Source organism: Chryseobacterium sp. JV274, assembly GCF_903969135.1.
In the GTDB taxonomy this organism is placed as follows: Bacteria; Bacteroidota; Bacteroidia; order Flavobacteriales; family Weeksellaceae; genus Chryseobacterium.
The window spans coordinates 793355-809761 of the sequence record NZ_LR824569.1 but is presented as its reverse complement, the minus strand read 5'-3'; the positions used below and the strand labels follow the sequence as shown (position 1 = coordinate 809761).

Here is a 16407-nt window from a genome sequence, read left to right as displayed (position 1 = left end):
GTCTTCAAATATTGTAATGTGAAAAAATTAATCTGCCATAGCCTCACCAGACTTTCTGTAGATAAAGTTTCCATAGATATGTCTTCTTGCAAAACGGCTTGGTGAATCAGCGTTGACCATTTTGATGTAGGTATTTCTTGGAACTCCCATATACTCATACATGTTTCCATTCAAATGTTGAACAGTCAAAATCGATTTCTCAAGATAGAAATCCTGAATGTTAGATTTTGTAGTCGTTTCTGTGTATTCTTCTTTATATTTATCCTGCGTTTCAGAATTAATACTTACCAAAAAGTGATACGCTTCAATCACAGACTTGCTTTTTTCTTCAGCTTCTGTTTTTCCGGCTTCATCATTAATGAATTTATCAGGATGTGTATCTTTCATCACATTTCTGTAAATAGTCTTTAATTCTTTTAAAGTAACATTTTTATCTACCCCAAGAAGTGTTCTGTGCTCACCAATTTTTTTCATATTCTAACCCTTATTTTCGGGGTGCAAAATTAAGCAATTAAATTTAAAAAACCATAACTTATTCATTATTAATTTATTTGGTGGGCTATAATGTGAAAAATTACCCTGTGTACAGACCTGTAGAATTTGTATAGTCAACCCTTACAGTTAATTAAACCCTGAATACAGATTTTTATTAAGTTTAAAATAAATAAATCCGTTCTTAAAATCAATGATGGTGTTGAATCTTTTTAAAAACTGATTACCAAAAAATCCTGCCATTTTTTCCGTAGCATCAATTCCTTCTGTGGAGCCGGAAAGGGTTATCGGGAGGTTATAAAGATATTTGTGAGCGAATTTCACAGCCGGACAGAGAACAACAGGCATTTCATACACAGAACCATCAGAACCTCTTGCTGTAGCTTTTCCTATGGTTTTCATAGTTTTGGACAAAGCATTGTTTTTCGCAAAAGGAGAGGCAATAGTAAGTGCATCATCAGCTCCGCTGTCGAGTCCAAAAAGTACTGAATATTCTTTATCATTTATGACAATACTGCTTTCTACAGCAGGGTAGTTGTCGACCATATGCAGTTTCATCTTTTCATATCCCGTCAAATCAATGGACAGATCATTTTCTTCATAAAACCGTATTTCATTTTTATGATAATCAATTTCAATGATTTTTCCTTTCATCAGGTCTGTTCCGAAAACCCCGTCAAAATTGGCAGAACCATAGGGAATAAGAGTAAACTGTACATCATTTTTCTGAATGCTTCCAAACTGCACCGTATTGTGACTGCTGTAATCGACGGTATTTACTCCGTTTGAGCCTTTGTTTTCAGACTGTCCATCAATAGTAAGTGATACTTTTTTCTTTGCAGTGATACTGATGACAGAACCATCGGCACCTGTATCAAACAGGAACTTTATACTGTCAGTCTTATTGACTTTACAATAGATATAAACGGAATTGTTTTCCAGAGAAAAAGGAAGGATAGTGGGTGGTTTTTGAGCTGATATTGCTATAGAAAATAACAAGGTCAGAAAAATAACAATGAGTTTCATGGAATTAGTTTTTTACGCAGACGAAAATAATTGTAATCGTCGCTTCCACAAAGAAATAACAAGCTGTTAACCCTCTTTTAACCGTTTCTTAACCGTTCTCAATAAAAAGATCAGCAAATAAAAAACAGTACCCAATCTGAGTACTGCCATTATATTTTTTAATAATTAAATCTTTCAATTTTTGAATCAATATTATGGTTCATCACAAGTTCTTTTCAGCTTTGTAAAGATCTTATCAAAATCCTTGTAAGAGGTTACCTCATCTTCACGTTTCTGTCTGAAACTGCTGTTGGCACAGTTGTGAAATCCAAGACCAATAAGGTCTATCAACGCATAATCTTCTTTCTGCGGATCATTCATTTTGGCATCAAATCTCGCCATTACCCCTTTCGGATCAGCATTATTCTTACTCTTAAGCTCTGTGTAGTTTTTCCATGCGACAAACATCTTTTCTCTATCCGGAGAGGATATTGCATCAATCTGTTCTCTGCAGGTATTGTAATATTTACTGTTTCTAAGGGTGGAAGGATCAGAATAAGCAAGGATTTCTTCTTTATTCAACTGATATTCATTTTCAAAAGAATCAATGGTCTCTTCCATCAATTTTTTCCATCTTGGAAGATCAATAACTTTAATGCTGTATAATTCCTTTTTCTTTTCCTCATACTGCTTTTCAAGGTCCTGTAAGTAAGCTTCTCTGTTTTGGCGGATTTCTTCAAGCTGGGAAAGTTTAAAAACAGGTCGGGTATCAAATACAACTCCATTGAATTGGTACAAAAGCTTATTGACTCCGTCTATTTCTTCTTTTTTATATTTAGCCGAATCAAAATACCCTTTATTATCACAATTAAAAGTCTGATAACTGTAGGGTGTCAGATTGTTTGCTTTTGCAGGAGTTTTTTGCCCCCAAATAGTAATGGATAAGGCCAAAGCAAGCCCGATCATCATTTTTTTCATGTACATAACCTGTTGAAAGAATCCGAATTTTCTGAATTTCACTGCAAAATTAAGGCTTTAAATCCAAAATATAAAGGAATAAATAGATTTTCTCAATTGATTTTGCGAATTTTATATGGATTTTGTACTGCTATTTTTTTATTTTAAAAATTGTAGTCCATCAAATCTTTAAAAATGAATAGTAAAAGGCTGATGTAGAGGAACATTTGTTAATGATAATTGCTCACTTCAATAAGATTTTGATCCGGATCACGGAAATAAACCGATTTTATTTTACCAGTAGCTCCGGTTCTGTCTACAATGCCTTCAATGATTTTTATATTTTTCAGCTTTAGTTCTTCCATCACCCCATGAATATCTGTCTGTGCAATAAAGCAAAGATCAGCAGAACCACAGGTTGGAGTCTGTGCTTTAGGTTCAAATTCATGTCCTTTCTGATGCAGATTTATCTTTTGATTTCCAAAGATGAGTGCCTTTCTGTTTTCTCCAAAAACGACTGCCTCAAATCCCATGACATATGTATAGAATGCAATCGTTTTATCAATGTCTGCCACAGTTAAAACAAGATGGTCAAGGTTTTTAATTTCCATAAATTATTTTTTAAGCATCAATTCTGATCAAAAATAAAGATATTTATAGATCTGTTCTTCCGTTATTGATTGTTTTTTTAGATTTAAAATAATAGATTTACATGAATTAACACAAAACCATGATATATTATTTTTTTCTTCTTTTTATTATCGCTCTTTTTGGAGGAATCGCTTATCTGATAATGCGTTTTTTCAGTAAATGGACTAAGAATAGTAAGTATGAATTGATTTTTAATACATTAATATTTATCGGATCATTTTTTCTGGTATCATTTCTCAGTCTTTGTATTTTTTTTTCTACCGTTGATTTTTCCAGGTAATCCTGTATTTTTTCTGATCATTACATAAGCAATACAAAGGTTGATCAAAAGGGCAGCCCATACATTCAGTCCGTAAAAAAGCTGGTAATCATGCTGGGTTTCATTATACAAAAAATTTTTAATGATTCTGAAAGTAATTGCTGTTGTGGTTACTGCATAGCTTAACATCATATAATTGCTATGCCTGATAATATTTCCTTTTTTAATAGAAAGTACAGCAGCAACAGTGAAATAGGCCCAAAGAACATCCTGAATCAGAAATCCTGTAATTCCGATAAGACCTCCATTTGAAAACAATCCCAGTACAAAGCATGCCGGAACATTGATGATCAAAATATTGTAAATATATATTTTCCCAATGATCTTATGAAGGTCTCTGTTTTCCGCTAAAAACCGATTAGAAAATTGCGTAAGGCCAGCCAGAAGACAAAGCGTTATAGAAAAAATATGAATGTAGAAAAAAGTCATCCAGTACGGATTGCCAACTACCTGCTGCTTAAAGGCCAGAAATCCGATATTTTTATCAAATGATGTATATTGGGAAATCGTTTTCAGCATTAGAATACTGAAGATCAAAACTGAAAATACAGCTATTACTTTAATGATTTTTATTCCCAACATCTTCATTATTCATGGATTATTGTAGAAAATCTCGTAGATTGGAATTTAATCTTCCAAAACTTCTCTGATCTGTTAAATATACATTTTACTCATCATTTATCATCAATCAACTATCAATGATGTTCTCATTCTACATGATCCCTTTCATCCGTAGGTGCTGCAAAAGCATAATCGTTTTGGCATCTTTAACTTCCCCGGTATCAATCATAGTAAGACTTTCCTCAAAAGGTAATTCCAGAACCTCTATATTTTCACCTTCCTCTTCCAGTCCGCCACCGTCCGTTATTTTCATTTCATTTGAATATTCTGCAATAAAAAAATGAAGGATTTCCGTAACAGATCCGGGAGACATATAAGCTTCAAATACCTTTTCAACTTTGGAAATTTTATACCCCGTTTCTTCTTCTGTTTCCCGTTTTATACAATCTTCCGGGTTGTCATTATCCAAAAGCCCTGCACAGGCTTCAATAAGCATTCCTGTTTCATTGCCATTGATATAAGTCGGCAGCCGAAATTGTCTGGTTAGAATAACCGTGTCTGAAAGTTTGTTGTAAAGAAGAATAACCGCTCCGTTTCCACGGTCGTAAGCCTCTCTGCTCTGAGTTTCTGTAGTTCTGTCCTTTTTTAAAACAGAATAGGTGACTTTGTTTAAAGTATACCAGTTGTCTGAAAGGACTTCTGTGTGAAGGATGGTTATATCAGGATTTTGCATAAGGAATATCTTCTATGTTATAATAAATGGTCAGACCTCTTTCTTTGGCTATTCTTACATCTTCATCAGCTCCTTTTGAAGCTCCTTCTATACGAAGCACTGCATCACATTTTTCAAGAAGGGCATGAGCTACCGGATACTGTATTTCATGCCAGGCTTCATCACCTATTTGGGTAGAACCGGCAAGATGGATCAATGGCAGCGCAACCCATTCTCCGATAATAGGAATGTGTCCCTTTCTGAAAATAGGAAGTGCCACAGCTTCAAGATTGTGAAGATTCTGCTGGATAAGCTGTGGATCATCGTTCGTTCCGCTGCGGTAAGGACCTGCAATAAGTATAAACATAATTTTTTGGGTAAAGTAACAGAACTTTCAGAATAAAAAAAATAATATAGCTTAAGAGAAATTGTTTTTTTGTTTGGATTTTATAAGGCTTAAAAATTCGGGAGTGATCCCTAAATAAGAAGCAATTTGCTTTTGTTTGATACGCTTTACCGCTTCAGGATATTTCTGAAGAAAATTATAATAGCGTTCTTCTGCCGGTAAAGAAAAATTTTCAATCGTCCGGAGCTGTTCTCTGATGTAGGCGTTTTGCATCATGATCCGGAAAAAGCGTTCAAATTTCGGTATCTGGTGATAAAGTTCATCCAGATGATCTTTTTGAAGCTGCAAAATACAGCTTTCTTCTAATGCTTCAATATTCAGCATCGCAGGTTTCTTATTGATAAAACAATACATATCCGTGATCCACCAGTCTGGAACAGCAAACATGATTGTAGATTCTTTTCCTGTAGTATCTATATGAAAAGCTCTCAAAATTCCTGTCTGAACAAAATTGATCTCTTTACAGACTTGCTGCTGTTGCAAAATCAATTCTTTCTTGGTTACCTTTTTTTCTTTTAACAGAGACAGAAAATAAGACTGCTCCTGATTGGTGAGCGAAATATGCCTGGAAATGTTTTTTAGAATTAAAATTTCTTTCCCCATTCTGTTATTGCTTCTTTAATAGATTTTCTAAAGCCTCATTCAGGTCCGGAAACTTAAAATGAAATTCGGCATTCTGGATTTTCTGTGAAGAAGCTCTGGAACCTTCCAGTATAGCCGTAGCTAGTTCTCCGAAGATTAGTTTTAATACAAATCCTGGAACATTGGGCATGAATAAAGGTTTTTTAAGTATTTTGGCAATCTTTTTTGTAATATCTTTATTAGTGGCATGTTGGGGAGAAACAGCATTATAAGCTCCATTCATTGCTGAGCTTTTTAAAGCTAGCTCATAAATAGAACAAATATCTTCAACATGAATCCATGGCATATATTGCTGGCCACTTCCTAAAGGCGATCCTATATAATATTGAATAGGAGGTATCATTTTCTTTAAGGCCCCGTCTTTTTCGGAAAGTACAACAGCCGTTCGTATTTTAACCACTCTTTCTGCCAGATCCTGTTCTTTGAAATCATCTGCAGCCCTTTCCCATAAAACCACAACTTCACTTAAAAAATCATTGCCGGGAGGATCACTTTCAGTGTAAATCTTTTCCGAAGTTTCAGTACCATAAAAATTAATTCCTGAAGCTGAAATAAAAGACTTAAGCTTGAGTTTATTTTTTCTTAAAGCAGTTCGAAGTAATTCCGCTGAATCAACACGGCTCGAGATCAATTCTCTTTTTCTTTCAGGTGTCCAGCGCTTTTCTGAAATGTTGGCACCAGCAAGATGAATAATGTGAGAAACATTTTCCAAAGCTGTCTCATCTATATTTCCTTTTCTGATATCCCATTCATATTCATGATCATGTTCTTTTTTTCGGGTCAGAAATCTGATTTCATATTCTTTGCCTATCTTTTTGGCCAGTTCTTTGGCGATCATACCACTGGCTCCGGTGATCAGAACAACTTCTTTCATACTATTTTATTTAAGGTGTGTGGGTTATGCCTGATTCTTTACAATCAGTACAAAATCATCTTCCAGAAGTTTATAGCCGTAATCATAAATAAACTTGTATTCAGAACCGTTTTTATAAACCTTCAGATTGGTGAAATAATCAAAATCAAAACCTAAGCCATCCAGTCTGGACCTGGCTACTTTTGTTTTACCATCAGTATTAATTTCCATCAGTATTCGGTAGTTTTTGCGGAGTTTGTTGTTCACATTCCGCATCAGGTTGTTAGAATCCTTATTTTGCTTATTGTTATAGGCGTTTCGGCAGGCATCGTTGCAAAACTTTTTATCAGACCTTCCGATGATTTTTTCGCCACATTCCAGACAATTCATCTTTTTATTTTTTTATTTTGTGGGGATGTGCATGTCTTTTTCTTAACAGCCTCATGAACCTGCTGTGGGTAGGATAACTTCTGTTAGGAGTAATATTATTAAAAAACAAAGCTACAAGCAGCAGAATGATACATCCCGAAAGAACAGGGGAAATTACATACCAATATCCCAATTCCGGAATTTTACCGGTAGAGCTTACGGCAATGAGCGCAGTAGCACCACCTGGCGGATGCAGGGTTTTGGTGTACTGCATCAATACTATAGAAAAAGCTACCGCCAAAGGAGCAGAAAGCCAGATAATATCCGGAACAAACTGATAGACGGTAACCCCTACCAATGCAGACAGTACATGTCCCCCTACAAGATTTCTGGGTTGTGCCAGCGGGCTCTGTATGGCTCCATAAATCAGAACACTTGAAGCCCCAAAAGAACCGATCAGGAATATATTCTCAGTTTCCGTTAACGAATGAGACTGGATAAATGCAATGATTCCAATTCCGAAAAATGCACCCAAAAATGACCAGAAATGTTCTTTGTAATCAACAAGCGTTTCTTTATAGATTACATACTTGGAAACTCTGAATGTTCTTTTTATAGTCTTCTTCATTTAGTCTTCTTTATTTTTTATAATTTGAATTAAATTTTCTACAAATGGGCGGGTATACGTTCCGTTTTCATCATAATCAGGATCTAAAATAGTAATCTCTATCCCAAAACACAATGGACTTTCAAATAAAGGCTTCAGCATTTCTCTGAGATCATCATAGCTAATTCCGTCTTCCATTCTGCTGTCTACGGCCGGCATTATTTCATCTTTCAGAATATCCACATCAAAATGAATGAAAAAGCCATCCAAATCTTTATCATTCACCATTTTCAGAAAGTCTTCAGCAGTTTTCCTGAAACCATTCTCTCTGAGACGGTAAAGATCATAGTAATGAATATTGGAATTGACGATTTGATTAACATATTCATCATCATCTGTTTCTGCATTTCCGCAGCAGAAAATATTTTCCTCAGATAAATAAGGTTTTAAACCATCAATATTGGTCAGTTTCTCATGTCCGGTTCCGGTAATGATGGCGAGATCCATACCTGCTGCACCTCCGGTTTCTGAAAGTTCAGGAGGGATAAAATCGGTATGGCCGTCAAGATAAAAGAGCCCGAAGTTTCCCAGTTTTTTCAAAGCGACAGCATTTCCAATCAGGATGCTGCAGTCACCGCCCAGGATAATATTGAATGTATTCTCTTCGTAATTCTTAAGAATATAATCAGACTGTTTTTTGGCATATTCAATAATGGGATCTGCATTTCTGACATTTGACTCCTCATCAAAGTCCATGGAATATTCCGGAGCATCAAGCCTGAAAACGTTTTGAGGAGCAATTCTGCTATGAAAATCAAATTTCCTGAGCCAGTCCGGAAGTTTTCGAACCCCGGGTTCTGTCTCATGTTCCTTTTTTGTAAGTCCCAAATTGAGAGGAAACTCAAAAATATTGATATTCCTTTTCATAGATGAATTTTAACAAAGATACGGAAATATCCGTTTGTAAATGGATAGGATTTGAATGAGAAAAAGAAAGTCAGAATAGAATTTTTCTATTCTGACTTCAATATGTTTATTTTATGCTTTCTATTTTTTCAGTCTTTCGATTTCCTCTTTTAGAAGTCCAATATATTCCTGTATTGTTTTAATGATCTCTATGCTTAATTCATTGTTGATATTTGTAACGTTGCTCATGCATTTTTCAATGTTTTTTAAAGAGAGAAAAATATTTTGGGATATAGTTTTCTATCATATAATTTTTTCTTTAAAAGTAATGTTTACTGTCTTTTGCTCATGATAAATACTGCTTTTTACAGAATTCTATTTATTTCATTATCCATTTGCAAACGACTACAAACGGATTTAAATAGTTTATAACCGATTGAGGGTTGATAAGATCGCAATCTTTGCAACAGAGATTTGAGAAAAACAGTGAACGTCTCTTATCTGAATTATTAATCTTTAAAATCTAAAAGTTATGTCACTAAGAAACAAAGTAACATTAATTGGTTACACAGGAAAAGAAGTTGAAATGGTAAACTTCGACAACGGAAATATAAAAGCAAGCGTATCCTTGGCAACAAGTGATCATTATACGAATGCGAAAGGAGAAAAAGTAGAAGAAACGCAATGGCACAATCTTATTGCTTTTGGGAAAACGGCCGAAATTTTTGAAAAATATGTTTCCAAGGGAAAAGAAATTGCCATAGAAGGAAAGCTTACCTACAGATCCTATGATGATAAAGACGGGATGAAGCGTTATGTCACAGAAATTCGTGTAGACGAGATTCTATTATTAGGAGGAAAATAATTCTAAAAACACAAATGATGAAAGTAAAAGTTTTTAAAATAAGACTTCCAGAAGAATTTCTCTATATAGATCAGAAAATGCTGGATGATTTCCTGGAAGCCAATGAGATTATGAAAGTAGAAACAGCTTTTGTAAGTGATGAGCGGTATTGGTCTGTAATATTGTATTTTGAAGATTTAAAACTGACAAAAAATACAGTTAAAGAACCAAAAGCAGTGAAATATTCTGCAGAGAATGATTTCCTGAATACAGATGAAGAAAAGATACTGGATGCACTGAAGCTTTGGCGGTCTGAAAAAGCCCGGGAACAGAATCTTCCCACATATTTCATCGCCAGCAATAAAGAGCTGATATCTGTAGCCAAGTATAAACCTGCCAGGAAAGAAGAATTGCTGGAGATCAAAGGATTTGGAAAGCATAAAATTGAAAATTATGGTGAAGAGATCCTTGAGATTCTTGAAAGCGTCTGATTTTTCAGAATAATTGATAATACAACAGCAAAAAGCTGGGGAAGATTGTTTCTTCAGCTTTTTATGCTGTGTAAAGTCCATGCAATTCCGTACTTTTGCATTTATCAAAATGACATACAAAAAATGAAGCCAAGTTTAGCAAAAGGGACGAGAGATTTTACGGCACAGGAAGTTTCCAGAAGAAAATATATCATCAATATTTTACAGAATAATTTTGAATTATTCGGGTTTCAGCCATTGGAAACTCCAAGTTTTGAAAATCTTTCTACCTTGACAGGGAAATACGGAGAAGAAGGAGACCGTTTGATTTTTAAGATTTTAAATTCAGGAGATTATACTTCTGAAGTGAATCAGGAAGACTGGGATAATAAAAACCATCAGAAACTTATTTCTCAGATTTCAGAAAAAGCTCTTCGTTATGACCTTACTGTACCTTTTGCAAGATTTGTGGCAATGAATCACGGGAAACTGACATTTCCATTCAAACGTTCTCAGATCCAACCGGTTTGGAGAGCTGACAGGCCTCAGAAAGGAAGATACCGTGAGTTTTATCAGTGTGATGCAGATGTGGTAGGAAGTGAAAGCTTATTGCAGGAAGTAGAGCTGGTTCAGCTCTATTTAAAATCATTTGCTGATCTGAAAGTTCCTGTTACAATTCATATGAACAACAGAAAAATCCTTTCCGGATTGGCAGAATATGCAGGAATTACTGATAAACTGATTGACTTTACAGTAGCATTAGATAAGCTGGATAAAATCGGTAAAGAAGGAGTTGTAAAAGAATTACTGGAAAGAGAAATTTCTCAGGAATCTATTGACAAGCTGGATTTCCTGTTCAGCCAGTCTGACGATGCGCTGGAAAACCTTCTTCAACTGAAAGAAAAATTTGCAGGAAATGAAATTGGTCTGAAAGGAGTAGAAGAACTTGAATATGTTCTTACACAGTCTCTGAGCCTTGGTGTTGATATGCAAAATCTTGTATTCAATATTACCCTGGCAAGAGGACTGGATTATTATACCGGTGCTATCTTTGAAGTGAAAGCAGATGAGGTTGCTATGGGATCCATCGGTGGTGGAGGTAGATATGATAACCTTACAGAAGTATTTGGAGTTAAAAATATTCCGGGGATAGGAATTTCATTCGGATTAGACAGGATTTATCTGGTAATGGAAGAATTGAACCTTTTCCCTGAAGAAGCATCATCCAAGATCGAATATTTGTTTGCTAATTCTGGAGGAGAAGAAACAATAGAAGCCCTAAAGCTGATTATGCAGCTAAGAGAAAAAGGAATTTCGGCAGAATTATATCCTGAAAATGCAAAAATCAATAAGCAGTTTACTTACGCAGAAAAGAAAGGGATAAAAAATATGGTTTTCCTTGGTGAAGAAGAAATTAAAAATAATACTGTTACTTATAAAGATCTTGAAGCTGGTGAAAAGAAAACCGTTTCTCTTGAAGAGTTCTTAGGATTATAATATTGCAAAAATTGCCCAATAGATTATCATCTGACTTTGGGATATATAAAAAGAAAAAACAGCCACAAAAAAGTTTTGTGGCTGTTTTTTTTGATTGATATTAAGATTTAAATATTTTTGATCTTTAAAATTGACTCAGAATTTGTAATTTGGATCGATGTATATAAACAGAGTGAAAATAATGCTCTGAATTCATTAAAAACTTTTAAACATAAAAACCAGATGAACACTATTTGCGCATTGTGCGGAACACCGCTAACGGCAACAGATATGTCTGTAGGTAAAAATAAACTTGCTGATGGTGGTTATTTGTGTGCCGGATGCTTTACTAAAGCCGTTACTATCAACAGAGACCTTATCCATAATCTTGATCAGTTTTATTTTGCAGAAATTACAGGAATGATTCTGAAAAGTAAAATTGATGCAAACCAAAATACCGGAGACCCTCAATATACAGGAAACAGCCATTACGAATATGATGCACCAACAAGGTTGGATGAAATAAAAGATCAGATTGTTGCTCTTAATGCAAGACTGAGTGTTCTTGCCAATGAAGAAGTGAATGAATTGGCAAATATTCTGGACAGAGATGAAAAATTGCTGGCTATTGCAGAAGGAATTGATCTTCAAAACAACAGGGAGGGAATTATATTTTCAACACAGAAAAGGGTTGCTTTTATTGATAAAAAATTTCTGGGTGGAGTTGTCAAGAATGAATTTCTCCTTCAGGATATTTCTTCCATTGATCATATTGAAAATCTTTTGTATTCAATTCTGAAAATCAATACCTATAGAGGTGATGCACAGTTTAAACTGCACAATAAAAATGATGGAAGGGCATTTTCCAATGTTAAAAACCGAAGTACGAACTATTCTGAAAACGAATTGAGAAGGGATTCAGTTCCACTGCAGGCATTTTCCCAAACAATTCCGGATCTGGTTCAGGAAAATGTTTATTCTACTGATAAAGGAGATTCCGGAGCGATTTTTGAGCAGCTGGAAAAATTGGGTAAACTCAAAGAGATTGGAGTGCTGACAGAGGGTGAATTTGCCGAACAAAAGAAAAAGTTACTTGATAAATTATAAAAAAGAAGAAATGAGTAATAATTGTGCATTGTGTAAAACAGAATTAACCTCTATGGATACGCTTTTGGGAGCTAATAAGCTTTCAGATGGCAACGTTTTATGCAATAAATGTTTGAATCAGACGAGCAATATCAATGAAGAATTGCTGTACAATCTTAATAAATTCAGTATTGATGATATTAATGACATGTTGAAAACAGAGAATAAAGAAACGGTTTTGCCAGTGGCAGCGGTAGTTCAAAATCTCCCTGTGATGGTAGAGCCTGATTCAAGCCAAATTTCAAAAGAAGTTTATAAACGGAGACAACGCAAAATAAAATTTGAACTGGAGAAGCTGAATGCCAATCTTTCCATGTTCACCAAAGGAGAGATCAAAGAACTTCCTTATCTGATTTCCGAGGAGGAACAAATAATTGCCATTACAGATGCTCAGTTTGTCAATACATTGGATGCAGGAGTATTGGTGGCAACCCCAAAAAGAATGATTTCTGTATCAAAAGGAATGTTTGGTGCAGCAAAGATTAATGATTACCGTAATGAAACCATAAAGTCGGTAAGCTTTGTAACAGATCCGAGATCTCCGATAATTAAACTGCATTTGGACGAAAGAGTAGTTGAGTTTGAATGCTATATGGATAAAGAAGATGCTGAGACGTTCTATGATACCATAAAAGCCATGTATAATAATCCTAAGGAACAACCTCTGAAACAAATTGATACCACGGGCAAAAGTGTTTCACAGCCATCAGAAGAAATTTTTAATCAGCTTGAGAAATTAGGAAAACTGAGAGAAAACGGAATCTTAACCGATGCAGAATTTGCAGAGCAAAAAAAGAAGCTGCTGGAGCAATTATAATAAAACTTTTATACGGAATTATGAAGAACAAAGTATCGGCAGAAATCGTAGAAAATTGGCTTAAAGGATGGTGTTTATCAAGAGAAGTCTCTTTTCCTGTTCAGTATAAATCCGGATTCCACGTGATGGTGGGAGATGAAACACAAAAAGAGCGTTTTGTATTTCCTCAACTTAATGATGATTTTTACCAACTTGCAGATTCAATTGATGAGCCCTGGATTTATCTCAAAGTATCTACATCTCCTGAAGAATTTATAGGGAAGATTCCTGAAAGATGGAAACTGCAGTCACAAGGATATATGATGACCTGTTCTCACCCGATGAATTTCCCGGAAATCAGTCTTGCAGAAGGGTATTACTTAGAATTTTCTGAGTATAACACAACTTTTGTTGTCAGGATTGTAGCAGAGAATGGGGAACAGGCTTCTATAGGCCGTGTCTCTCTTATCAATGGTGTGGCTGTATATGACAGGATTATTACCGAAAAAAATCATCAAAGGAAAGGGCTTGCTTCTTTTTTATTGAAAGAACTTGAGAAGATCGCTTTATCAAAAGGATTTACAAATAATCTTTTAGTGGCAACAGAAGAAGGAAAGCTGTTGTACGAAACATTAGGCTGGAAGATGTATTGCTTGCACAGTTCTATTGTAATTCCATCTGAAACATAATATTTTAGCCAAATTAAATTATTCTTTTCCCAAGAAATAGTAATTTAGGCTCATAAACTGTTACTATGAGTGAAAAATCAAGACTTGACGAAATAAGAGAGGAACTTAAAAGACTGGATATCAGTCCTACTATATTTGCCCGAAAGGAAATTCATGAGCTGCCGGATATTCTTTCAGCACACGAAAAAATTGTCTATCTCGTTGAAGGCAGAAATAAAATAAACAATCATCATATCATTTTAGTAGCTACAGACAGAAGATTGATCTTTGTCGATAAAGAATTCATGTACGGGTTGAAAGTAGAAGACTTTTCTTACAGCAAAATAAGCTCAATACAATATGAAACAGCATTTTTACTGGCTTCTATAGATATTCAGGTTACGGATGATGTTGTAGAGATTGATGGAGTAGGAAAGTACCATGCTGAACTGTTTTGTGAAAGGGTAAGAGATTTCATGTCCCAGCCTGAAGTATCTGTTCAGAATACACCTGAACCTAGTGTTCTAGACCAACTCGAACAGTTAGGAAGATTAAAAGAAATCGGAGTGCTTAGCGAGGAAGAATTTTTGGATCAAAAGAAGAAACTAATGGAGAAACTGTCATAAAATGTGGGAATTTTTTAATAGAAAATGGTATAATTCGGTTATAGTCTGCACATTTATAGCTTTTCTCTGTTTTTTGGGTCTTTCTATATCTAACAGATACATACTCTATACTTGCTGTTTTCTTCCTTTTATTTTTCTACTGATTCCTTTTATTCTAGGTATTATCAGGATTGTCAAAAGAGATTATTTGAAAGGAATTTTGCAAACCCTTTCAACAGTAATACTGGCGGTACTAACCTATGGATACTTCTCTTTTGCCTTGATGTTTTATCCTTATGATTTCTTTGCGGAGGAATTAAAAATTCCAGATAATATTAAATTTGAAAAGCCATTAAAGCTTAATGATGAAAAAGACAGAGTAAATATTCATCAACAGGATTTTATTCTTTACGACTATTTCCAGCCGGGGATGTATAAATATGATCTGTTTTTACATAAGATTGAAAAAGGAAAAGTATACCTGAAAATATTTGAAATTACCAAAAATAATATACTTTCCGAGAAAAGTATAAAAGAGAAAAGCAAGATTGAAGTAGAAAATAATACTGATGAATTAAAAAGATTTGAATTAAAAGATAACTTTACAATTTACGAAGGCGATTGGGGACAGTTTTATGGAAGTAGAATTGAAGTGTGGTTTAAACCGGATGCTATAAATAAACCCGAAAGAAAATTAATCACAAAAAACTATATTGTTCAAGGCTGGATGAGATAAATGATTTAAAGAATTAAAAAATGGAAAATTACTTAGAAATAAATAAAAAATCTTGGAATGCTAAAGTAGAACCGCATCTGAAGTCGGACTTCTACTTTGTAGATGAATTTCTGAATGGAAGAAGTTCTTTGAATTCAATAGAATTGGAGCTTCTTGGAGATATAAAAGGAAAAAATATTCTGCATTTGCAATGTCATTTCGGACAGGATTCTATTTCACTGTCAAGAATGGGGGCAAAAGTTACCGGGATTGATCTTTCTGATAAAGCTATTGATACGGCCAGAGATCTTGCTCAGAAATGCGGAACGGATACAGAATTTATCTGTTCAGATGTCTATGATCTACCTAATATTCTGGATCAGAAATTTGATATCGTTTATACAAGTTATGGCACAATAGGCTGGCTTCCTGATCTTGAAAAATGGGCCGGAATTATCAACCATTTTCTAAAACCTGGTGGACAGTTTATTATGGCAGAATTTCACCCTGTTGTCTGGATGTTTGATGATGACTTTACAAAAGTGACTTACAACTATTTTAATGAAAAGCCGATCGTAGAAACTTATGAAGGAACTTATGCAGATCAGTCTGCACCCATCGTACAGGAATATGTAATGTGGAATCACTCATTATCAGAAGTTATTGGTAATCTGATTAAAAAAGATTTAAACCTGCATACTTTCCGTGAGTTCGACTGGTCGCCATATCCTTGCTTCAGACATGTAGATGAATTTGAAAAAGGAAAATGGAGAATTCCGCAGTTTGGAAATAAAATACCGCTGGTCTTTGCTTTAACAGCCCAGAAAAAATAAATATTAATTGAAATTTTTCCAAAATAAAAAGTCATCGTAATCAATATTACGATGACTTTTCCTATATATGAATGTTAAAAAAACTGCTTTTATTTAGCTTACAGAATCTTCAGCCTTTGTTTTTACTTCGTCCACTTTATTCTGAACCTGAGAAGCAACATCATTGGCTTTGTTTTTAAGGTCATTTCCCCATTTGTTAAGATTATCTTTTGCTGTATTGATTTTATCTTTTACTGCTTGTTGATCTTCAGGGCTTGAATTCTTATATTTCCAATAAGCTAATGCACCTAAACCTAATAAAGCTAATAAACCTTTTCCTTTGTTTCCCATGATTTCTATTTTTTTATGTATTAATATTAAAATTTGTTGTTATC

General features: G+C 34.6%; 22 protein-coding genes. 9 read left to right on the top strand and 13 right to left on the bottom strand.

Going from position 1 to position 16407, the window contains the following annotated elements:
- Positions 1 to 27: 27 nt before the first annotated feature.
- The 12 genes from CHRYMOREF3P_RS03805 to CHRYMOREF3P_RS03750 all read right to left on the bottom strand — a co-directional run bounded on the left by CHRYMOREF3P_RS03805 (position 28) and on the right by CHRYMOREF3P_RS03750 (position 8501).
- Positions 28 to 474, bottom strand: coding sequence for a KTSC domain-containing protein (locus CHRYMOREF3P_RS03805; protein WP_047385336.1), 447 nt, complete (start codon positions 472 to 474; stop codon positions 28 to 30).
- A 147-nt stretch (positions 475 to 621) separates the two neighbouring features.
- Positions 622 to 1518 carry a retropepsin-like aspartic protease gene (locus CHRYMOREF3P_RS03800; protein ID WP_180563891.1) on the bottom strand — a complete coding sequence of 299 codons (897 nt, stop codon included), beginning with the start codon at positions 1516 to 1518 and terminating at the stop codon, positions 622 to 624.
- A 192-nt stretch (positions 1519 to 1710) separates the two neighbouring features.
- A complete protein-coding gene (locus CHRYMOREF3P_RS03795; protein WP_077418048.1) occupies positions 1711 to 2475 on the bottom strand; it encodes a hypothetical protein in 765 nt (254 codons plus the stop codon).
- 209 nt (positions 2476 to 2684) lie between these two features.
- Complete coding sequence (locus CHRYMOREF3P_RS03790) at positions 2685 to 3065, bottom strand: VOC family protein (RefSeq protein ID WP_180563890.1); 381 nt, start codon at positions 3063 to 3065, stop codon at positions 2685 to 2687.
- Positions 3066 to 3334: 269 nt separating this feature from the next.
- On the bottom strand, positions 3335 to 4006 hold the full coding sequence (locus CHRYMOREF3P_RS03785; RefSeq protein WP_180563889.1) for a DUF2306 domain-containing protein: 672 nt from the start codon (positions 4004 to 4006) through the stop codon (positions 3335 to 3337).
- Between the two features lie 130 nt (positions 4007 to 4136).
- Positions 4137 to 4718 (bottom strand): GDP-mannose pyrophosphatase NudK, encoded by a 582-nt coding sequence (gene nudK, locus CHRYMOREF3P_RS03780; protein WP_077416849.1) that lies wholly within the window; start codon positions 4716 to 4718, stop codon positions 4137 to 4139.
- Positions 4705 to 5064, bottom strand: coding sequence for a DUF4406 domain-containing protein (locus CHRYMOREF3P_RS03775; protein ID WP_077416851.1), 360 nt, complete (start codon positions 5062 to 5064; stop codon positions 4705 to 4707). Before CHRYMOREF3P_RS03775 ends, nudK begins: the two co-directional genes overlap by 14 nt.
- Positions 5065 to 5115: 51 nt before the next feature.
- Positions 5116 to 5706, bottom strand: coding sequence for a Crp/Fnr family transcriptional regulator (locus tag CHRYMOREF3P_RS03770; protein WP_180563888.1), 591 nt, complete (start codon positions 5704 to 5706; stop codon positions 5116 to 5118).
- A 4-nt stretch (positions 5707 to 5710) separates the two neighbouring features.
- Positions 5711 to 6619 (bottom strand): TIGR01777 family oxidoreductase, encoded by a 909-nt coding sequence (locus CHRYMOREF3P_RS03765; protein ID WP_180563887.1) that lies wholly within the window; start codon positions 6617 to 6619, stop codon positions 5711 to 5713.
- Between the two features lie 24 nt (positions 6620 to 6643).
- The gene (locus CHRYMOREF3P_RS03760) at positions 6644 to 6988 is read right to left on the bottom strand and encodes a hypothetical protein (RefSeq protein ID WP_047374313.1); all 345 of its coding nucleotides are present in this window, start codon (positions 6986 to 6988) and stop codon (positions 6644 to 6646) included.
- A 4-nt stretch (positions 6989 to 6992) separates the two neighbouring features.
- A complete protein-coding gene (locus CHRYMOREF3P_RS03755) occupies positions 6993 to 7595 on the bottom strand; it encodes an HPP family protein (RefSeq protein WP_047385329.1) in 603 nt (200 codons plus the stop codon).
- A complete protein-coding gene (locus CHRYMOREF3P_RS03750; RefSeq protein ID WP_180563886.1) occupies positions 7596 to 8501 on the bottom strand; it encodes an arginase family protein in 906 nt (301 codons plus the stop codon).
- Positions 8502 to 9012: 511 nt separating this feature from the next.
- Between CHRYMOREF3P_RS03750 and CHRYMOREF3P_RS03745 the strand changes: the two genes are divergently transcribed.
- From CHRYMOREF3P_RS03745 to CHRYMOREF3P_RS03700, 9 genes are all read left to right on the top strand, one after another.
- Positions 9013 to 9345, top strand: coding sequence for a single-stranded DNA-binding protein (locus CHRYMOREF3P_RS03745; RefSeq protein WP_077416859.1), 333 nt, complete (start codon positions 9013 to 9015; stop codon positions 9343 to 9345).
- A 14-nt stretch (positions 9346 to 9359) separates the two neighbouring features.
- Positions 9360 to 9815: an HRDC domain-containing protein gene (locus CHRYMOREF3P_RS03740; RefSeq protein ID WP_228408807.1), complete on the top strand. Its 456-nt coding sequence runs from the start codon at positions 9360 to 9362 to the stop codon at positions 9813 to 9815.
- 123 nt (positions 9816 to 9938) lie between these two features.
- Positions 9939 to 11291, top strand: coding sequence for a histidine--tRNA ligase (gene hisS, locus CHRYMOREF3P_RS03735; RefSeq protein WP_180563885.1), 1353 nt, complete (start codon positions 9939 to 9941; stop codon positions 11289 to 11291).
- 222 nt (positions 11292 to 11513) lie between these two features.
- Positions 11514 to 12377, top strand: coding sequence for a PH domain-containing protein (locus CHRYMOREF3P_RS03730; RefSeq protein ID WP_180563884.1), 864 nt, complete (start codon positions 11514 to 11516; stop codon positions 12375 to 12377).
- Positions 12378 to 12387: 10 nt separating this feature from the next.
- Positions 12388 to 13233, top strand: a complete 846-nt coding sequence (locus CHRYMOREF3P_RS24065) for a PH domain-containing protein (protein WP_198424127.1) — start codon at positions 12388 to 12390, stop codon at positions 13231 to 13233.
- Between the two features lie 20 nt (positions 13234 to 13253).
- A complete protein-coding gene (locus CHRYMOREF3P_RS03715; RefSeq protein WP_180563883.1) occupies positions 13254 to 13901 on the top strand; it encodes a GNAT family N-acetyltransferase in 648 nt (215 codons plus the stop codon).
- Positions 13902 to 13966: 65 nt separating this feature from the next.
- Positions 13967 to 14506, top strand: a complete 540-nt coding sequence (locus CHRYMOREF3P_RS03710; protein WP_180563882.1) for a PH domain-containing protein — start codon at positions 13967 to 13969, stop codon at positions 14504 to 14506.
- 187 nt (positions 14507 to 14693) lie between these two features.
- A complete protein-coding gene (locus CHRYMOREF3P_RS03705) occupies positions 14694 to 15221 on the top strand; it encodes a hypothetical protein (RefSeq protein ID WP_180563881.1) in 528 nt (175 codons plus the stop codon).
- A 20-nt stretch (positions 15222 to 15241) separates the two neighbouring features.
- Positions 15242 to 16033 carry a class I SAM-dependent methyltransferase gene (locus CHRYMOREF3P_RS03700; RefSeq protein WP_180563880.1) on the top strand — a complete coding sequence of 264 codons (792 nt, stop codon included), beginning with the start codon at positions 15242 to 15244 and terminating at the stop codon, positions 16031 to 16033.
- Positions 16034 to 16126: 93 nt separating this feature from the next.
- On the opposite strand, the gene CHRYMOREF3P_RS03695 is transcribed toward CHRYMOREF3P_RS03700, so the two are convergent.
- Positions 16127 to 16363 carry a YtxH domain-containing protein gene (locus tag CHRYMOREF3P_RS03695; protein ID WP_047385320.1) on the bottom strand — a complete coding sequence of 79 codons (237 nt, stop codon included), beginning with the start codon at positions 16361 to 16363 and terminating at the stop codon, positions 16127 to 16129.
- Between the last annotated feature and the right edge of the window lie 44 nt (positions 16364 to 16407).

Coding starts and splice junctions, on each gene's coding strand:
- CHRYMOREF3P_RS03805 (WP_047385336.1), bottom strand. CDS start 474: ATGAAAAAAATTGGTGAGCACAGAACACTTCTTGGGGTAGATAAAAAT.
- CHRYMOREF3P_RS03800 (WP_180563891.1), bottom strand. CDS start 1,518: ATGAAACTCATTGTTATTTTTCTGACCTTGTTATTTTCTATAGCAATA.
- CHRYMOREF3P_RS03795 (WP_077418048.1), bottom strand. CDS start 2,475: ATGAAAAAAATGATGATCGGGCTTGCTTTGGCCTTATCCATTACTATT.
- CHRYMOREF3P_RS03790 (WP_180563890.1), bottom strand. CDS start 3,065: ATGGAAATTAAAAACCTTGACCATCTTGTTTTAACTGTGGCAGACATT.
- CHRYMOREF3P_RS03785 (WP_180563889.1), bottom strand. CDS start 4,006: ATGTTGGGAATAAAAATCATTAAAGTAATAGCTGTATTTTCAGTTTTG.
- nudK (WP_077416849.1), bottom strand. CDS start 4,718: ATGCAAAATCCTGATATAACCATCCTTCACACAGAAGTCCTTTCAGAC.
- CHRYMOREF3P_RS03775 (WP_077416851.1), bottom strand. CDS start 5,064: ATGTTTATACTTATTGCAGGTCCTTACCGCAGCGGAACGAACGATGAT.
- CHRYMOREF3P_RS03770 (WP_180563888.1), bottom strand. CDS start 5,706: ATGGGGAAAGAAATTTTAATTCTAAAAAACATTTCCAGGCATATTTCG.
- CHRYMOREF3P_RS03765 (WP_180563887.1), bottom strand. CDS start 6,619: ATGAAAGAAGTTGTTCTGATCACCGGAGCCAGTGGTATGATCGCCAAA.
- CHRYMOREF3P_RS03760 (WP_047374313.1), bottom strand. CDS start 6,988: ATGAATTGTCTGGAATGTGGCGAAAAAATCATCGGAAGGTCTGATAAA.
- CHRYMOREF3P_RS03755 (WP_047385329.1), bottom strand. CDS start 7,595: ATGAAGAAGACTATAAAAAGAACATTCAGAGTTTCCAAGTATGTAATC.
- CHRYMOREF3P_RS03750 (WP_180563886.1), bottom strand. CDS start 8,501: ATGAAAAGGAATATCAATATTTTTGAGTTTCCTCTCAATTTGGGACTT.
- CHRYMOREF3P_RS03745 (WP_077416859.1), top strand. CDS start 9,013: ATGTCACTAAGAAACAAAGTAACATTAATTGGTTACACAGGAAAAGAA.
- CHRYMOREF3P_RS03740 (WP_228408807.1), top strand. CDS start 9,360: ATGATGAAAGTAAAAGTTTTTAAAATAAGACTTCCAGAAGAATTTCTC.
- hisS (WP_180563885.1), top strand. CDS start 9,939: ATGAAGCCAAGTTTAGCAAAAGGGACGAGAGATTTTACGGCACAGGAA.
- CHRYMOREF3P_RS03730 (WP_180563884.1), top strand. CDS start 11,514: ATGAACACTATTTGCGCATTGTGCGGAACACCGCTAACGGCAACAGAT.
- CHRYMOREF3P_RS24065 (WP_198424127.1), top strand. CDS start 12,388: ATGAGTAATAATTGTGCATTGTGTAAAACAGAATTAACCTCTATGGAT.
- CHRYMOREF3P_RS03715 (WP_180563883.1), top strand. CDS start 13,254: ATGAAGAACAAAGTATCGGCAGAAATCGTAGAAAATTGGCTTAAAGGA.
- CHRYMOREF3P_RS03710 (WP_180563882.1), top strand. CDS start 13,967: ATGAGTGAAAAATCAAGACTTGACGAAATAAGAGAGGAACTTAAAAGA.
- CHRYMOREF3P_RS03700 (WP_180563880.1), top strand. CDS start 15,242: ATGGAAAATTACTTAGAAATAAATAAAAAATCTTGGAATGCTAAAGTA.
- CHRYMOREF3P_RS03695 (WP_047385320.1), bottom strand. CDS start 16,363: ATGGGAAACAAAGGAAAAGGTTTATTAGCTTTATTAGGTTTAGGTGCA.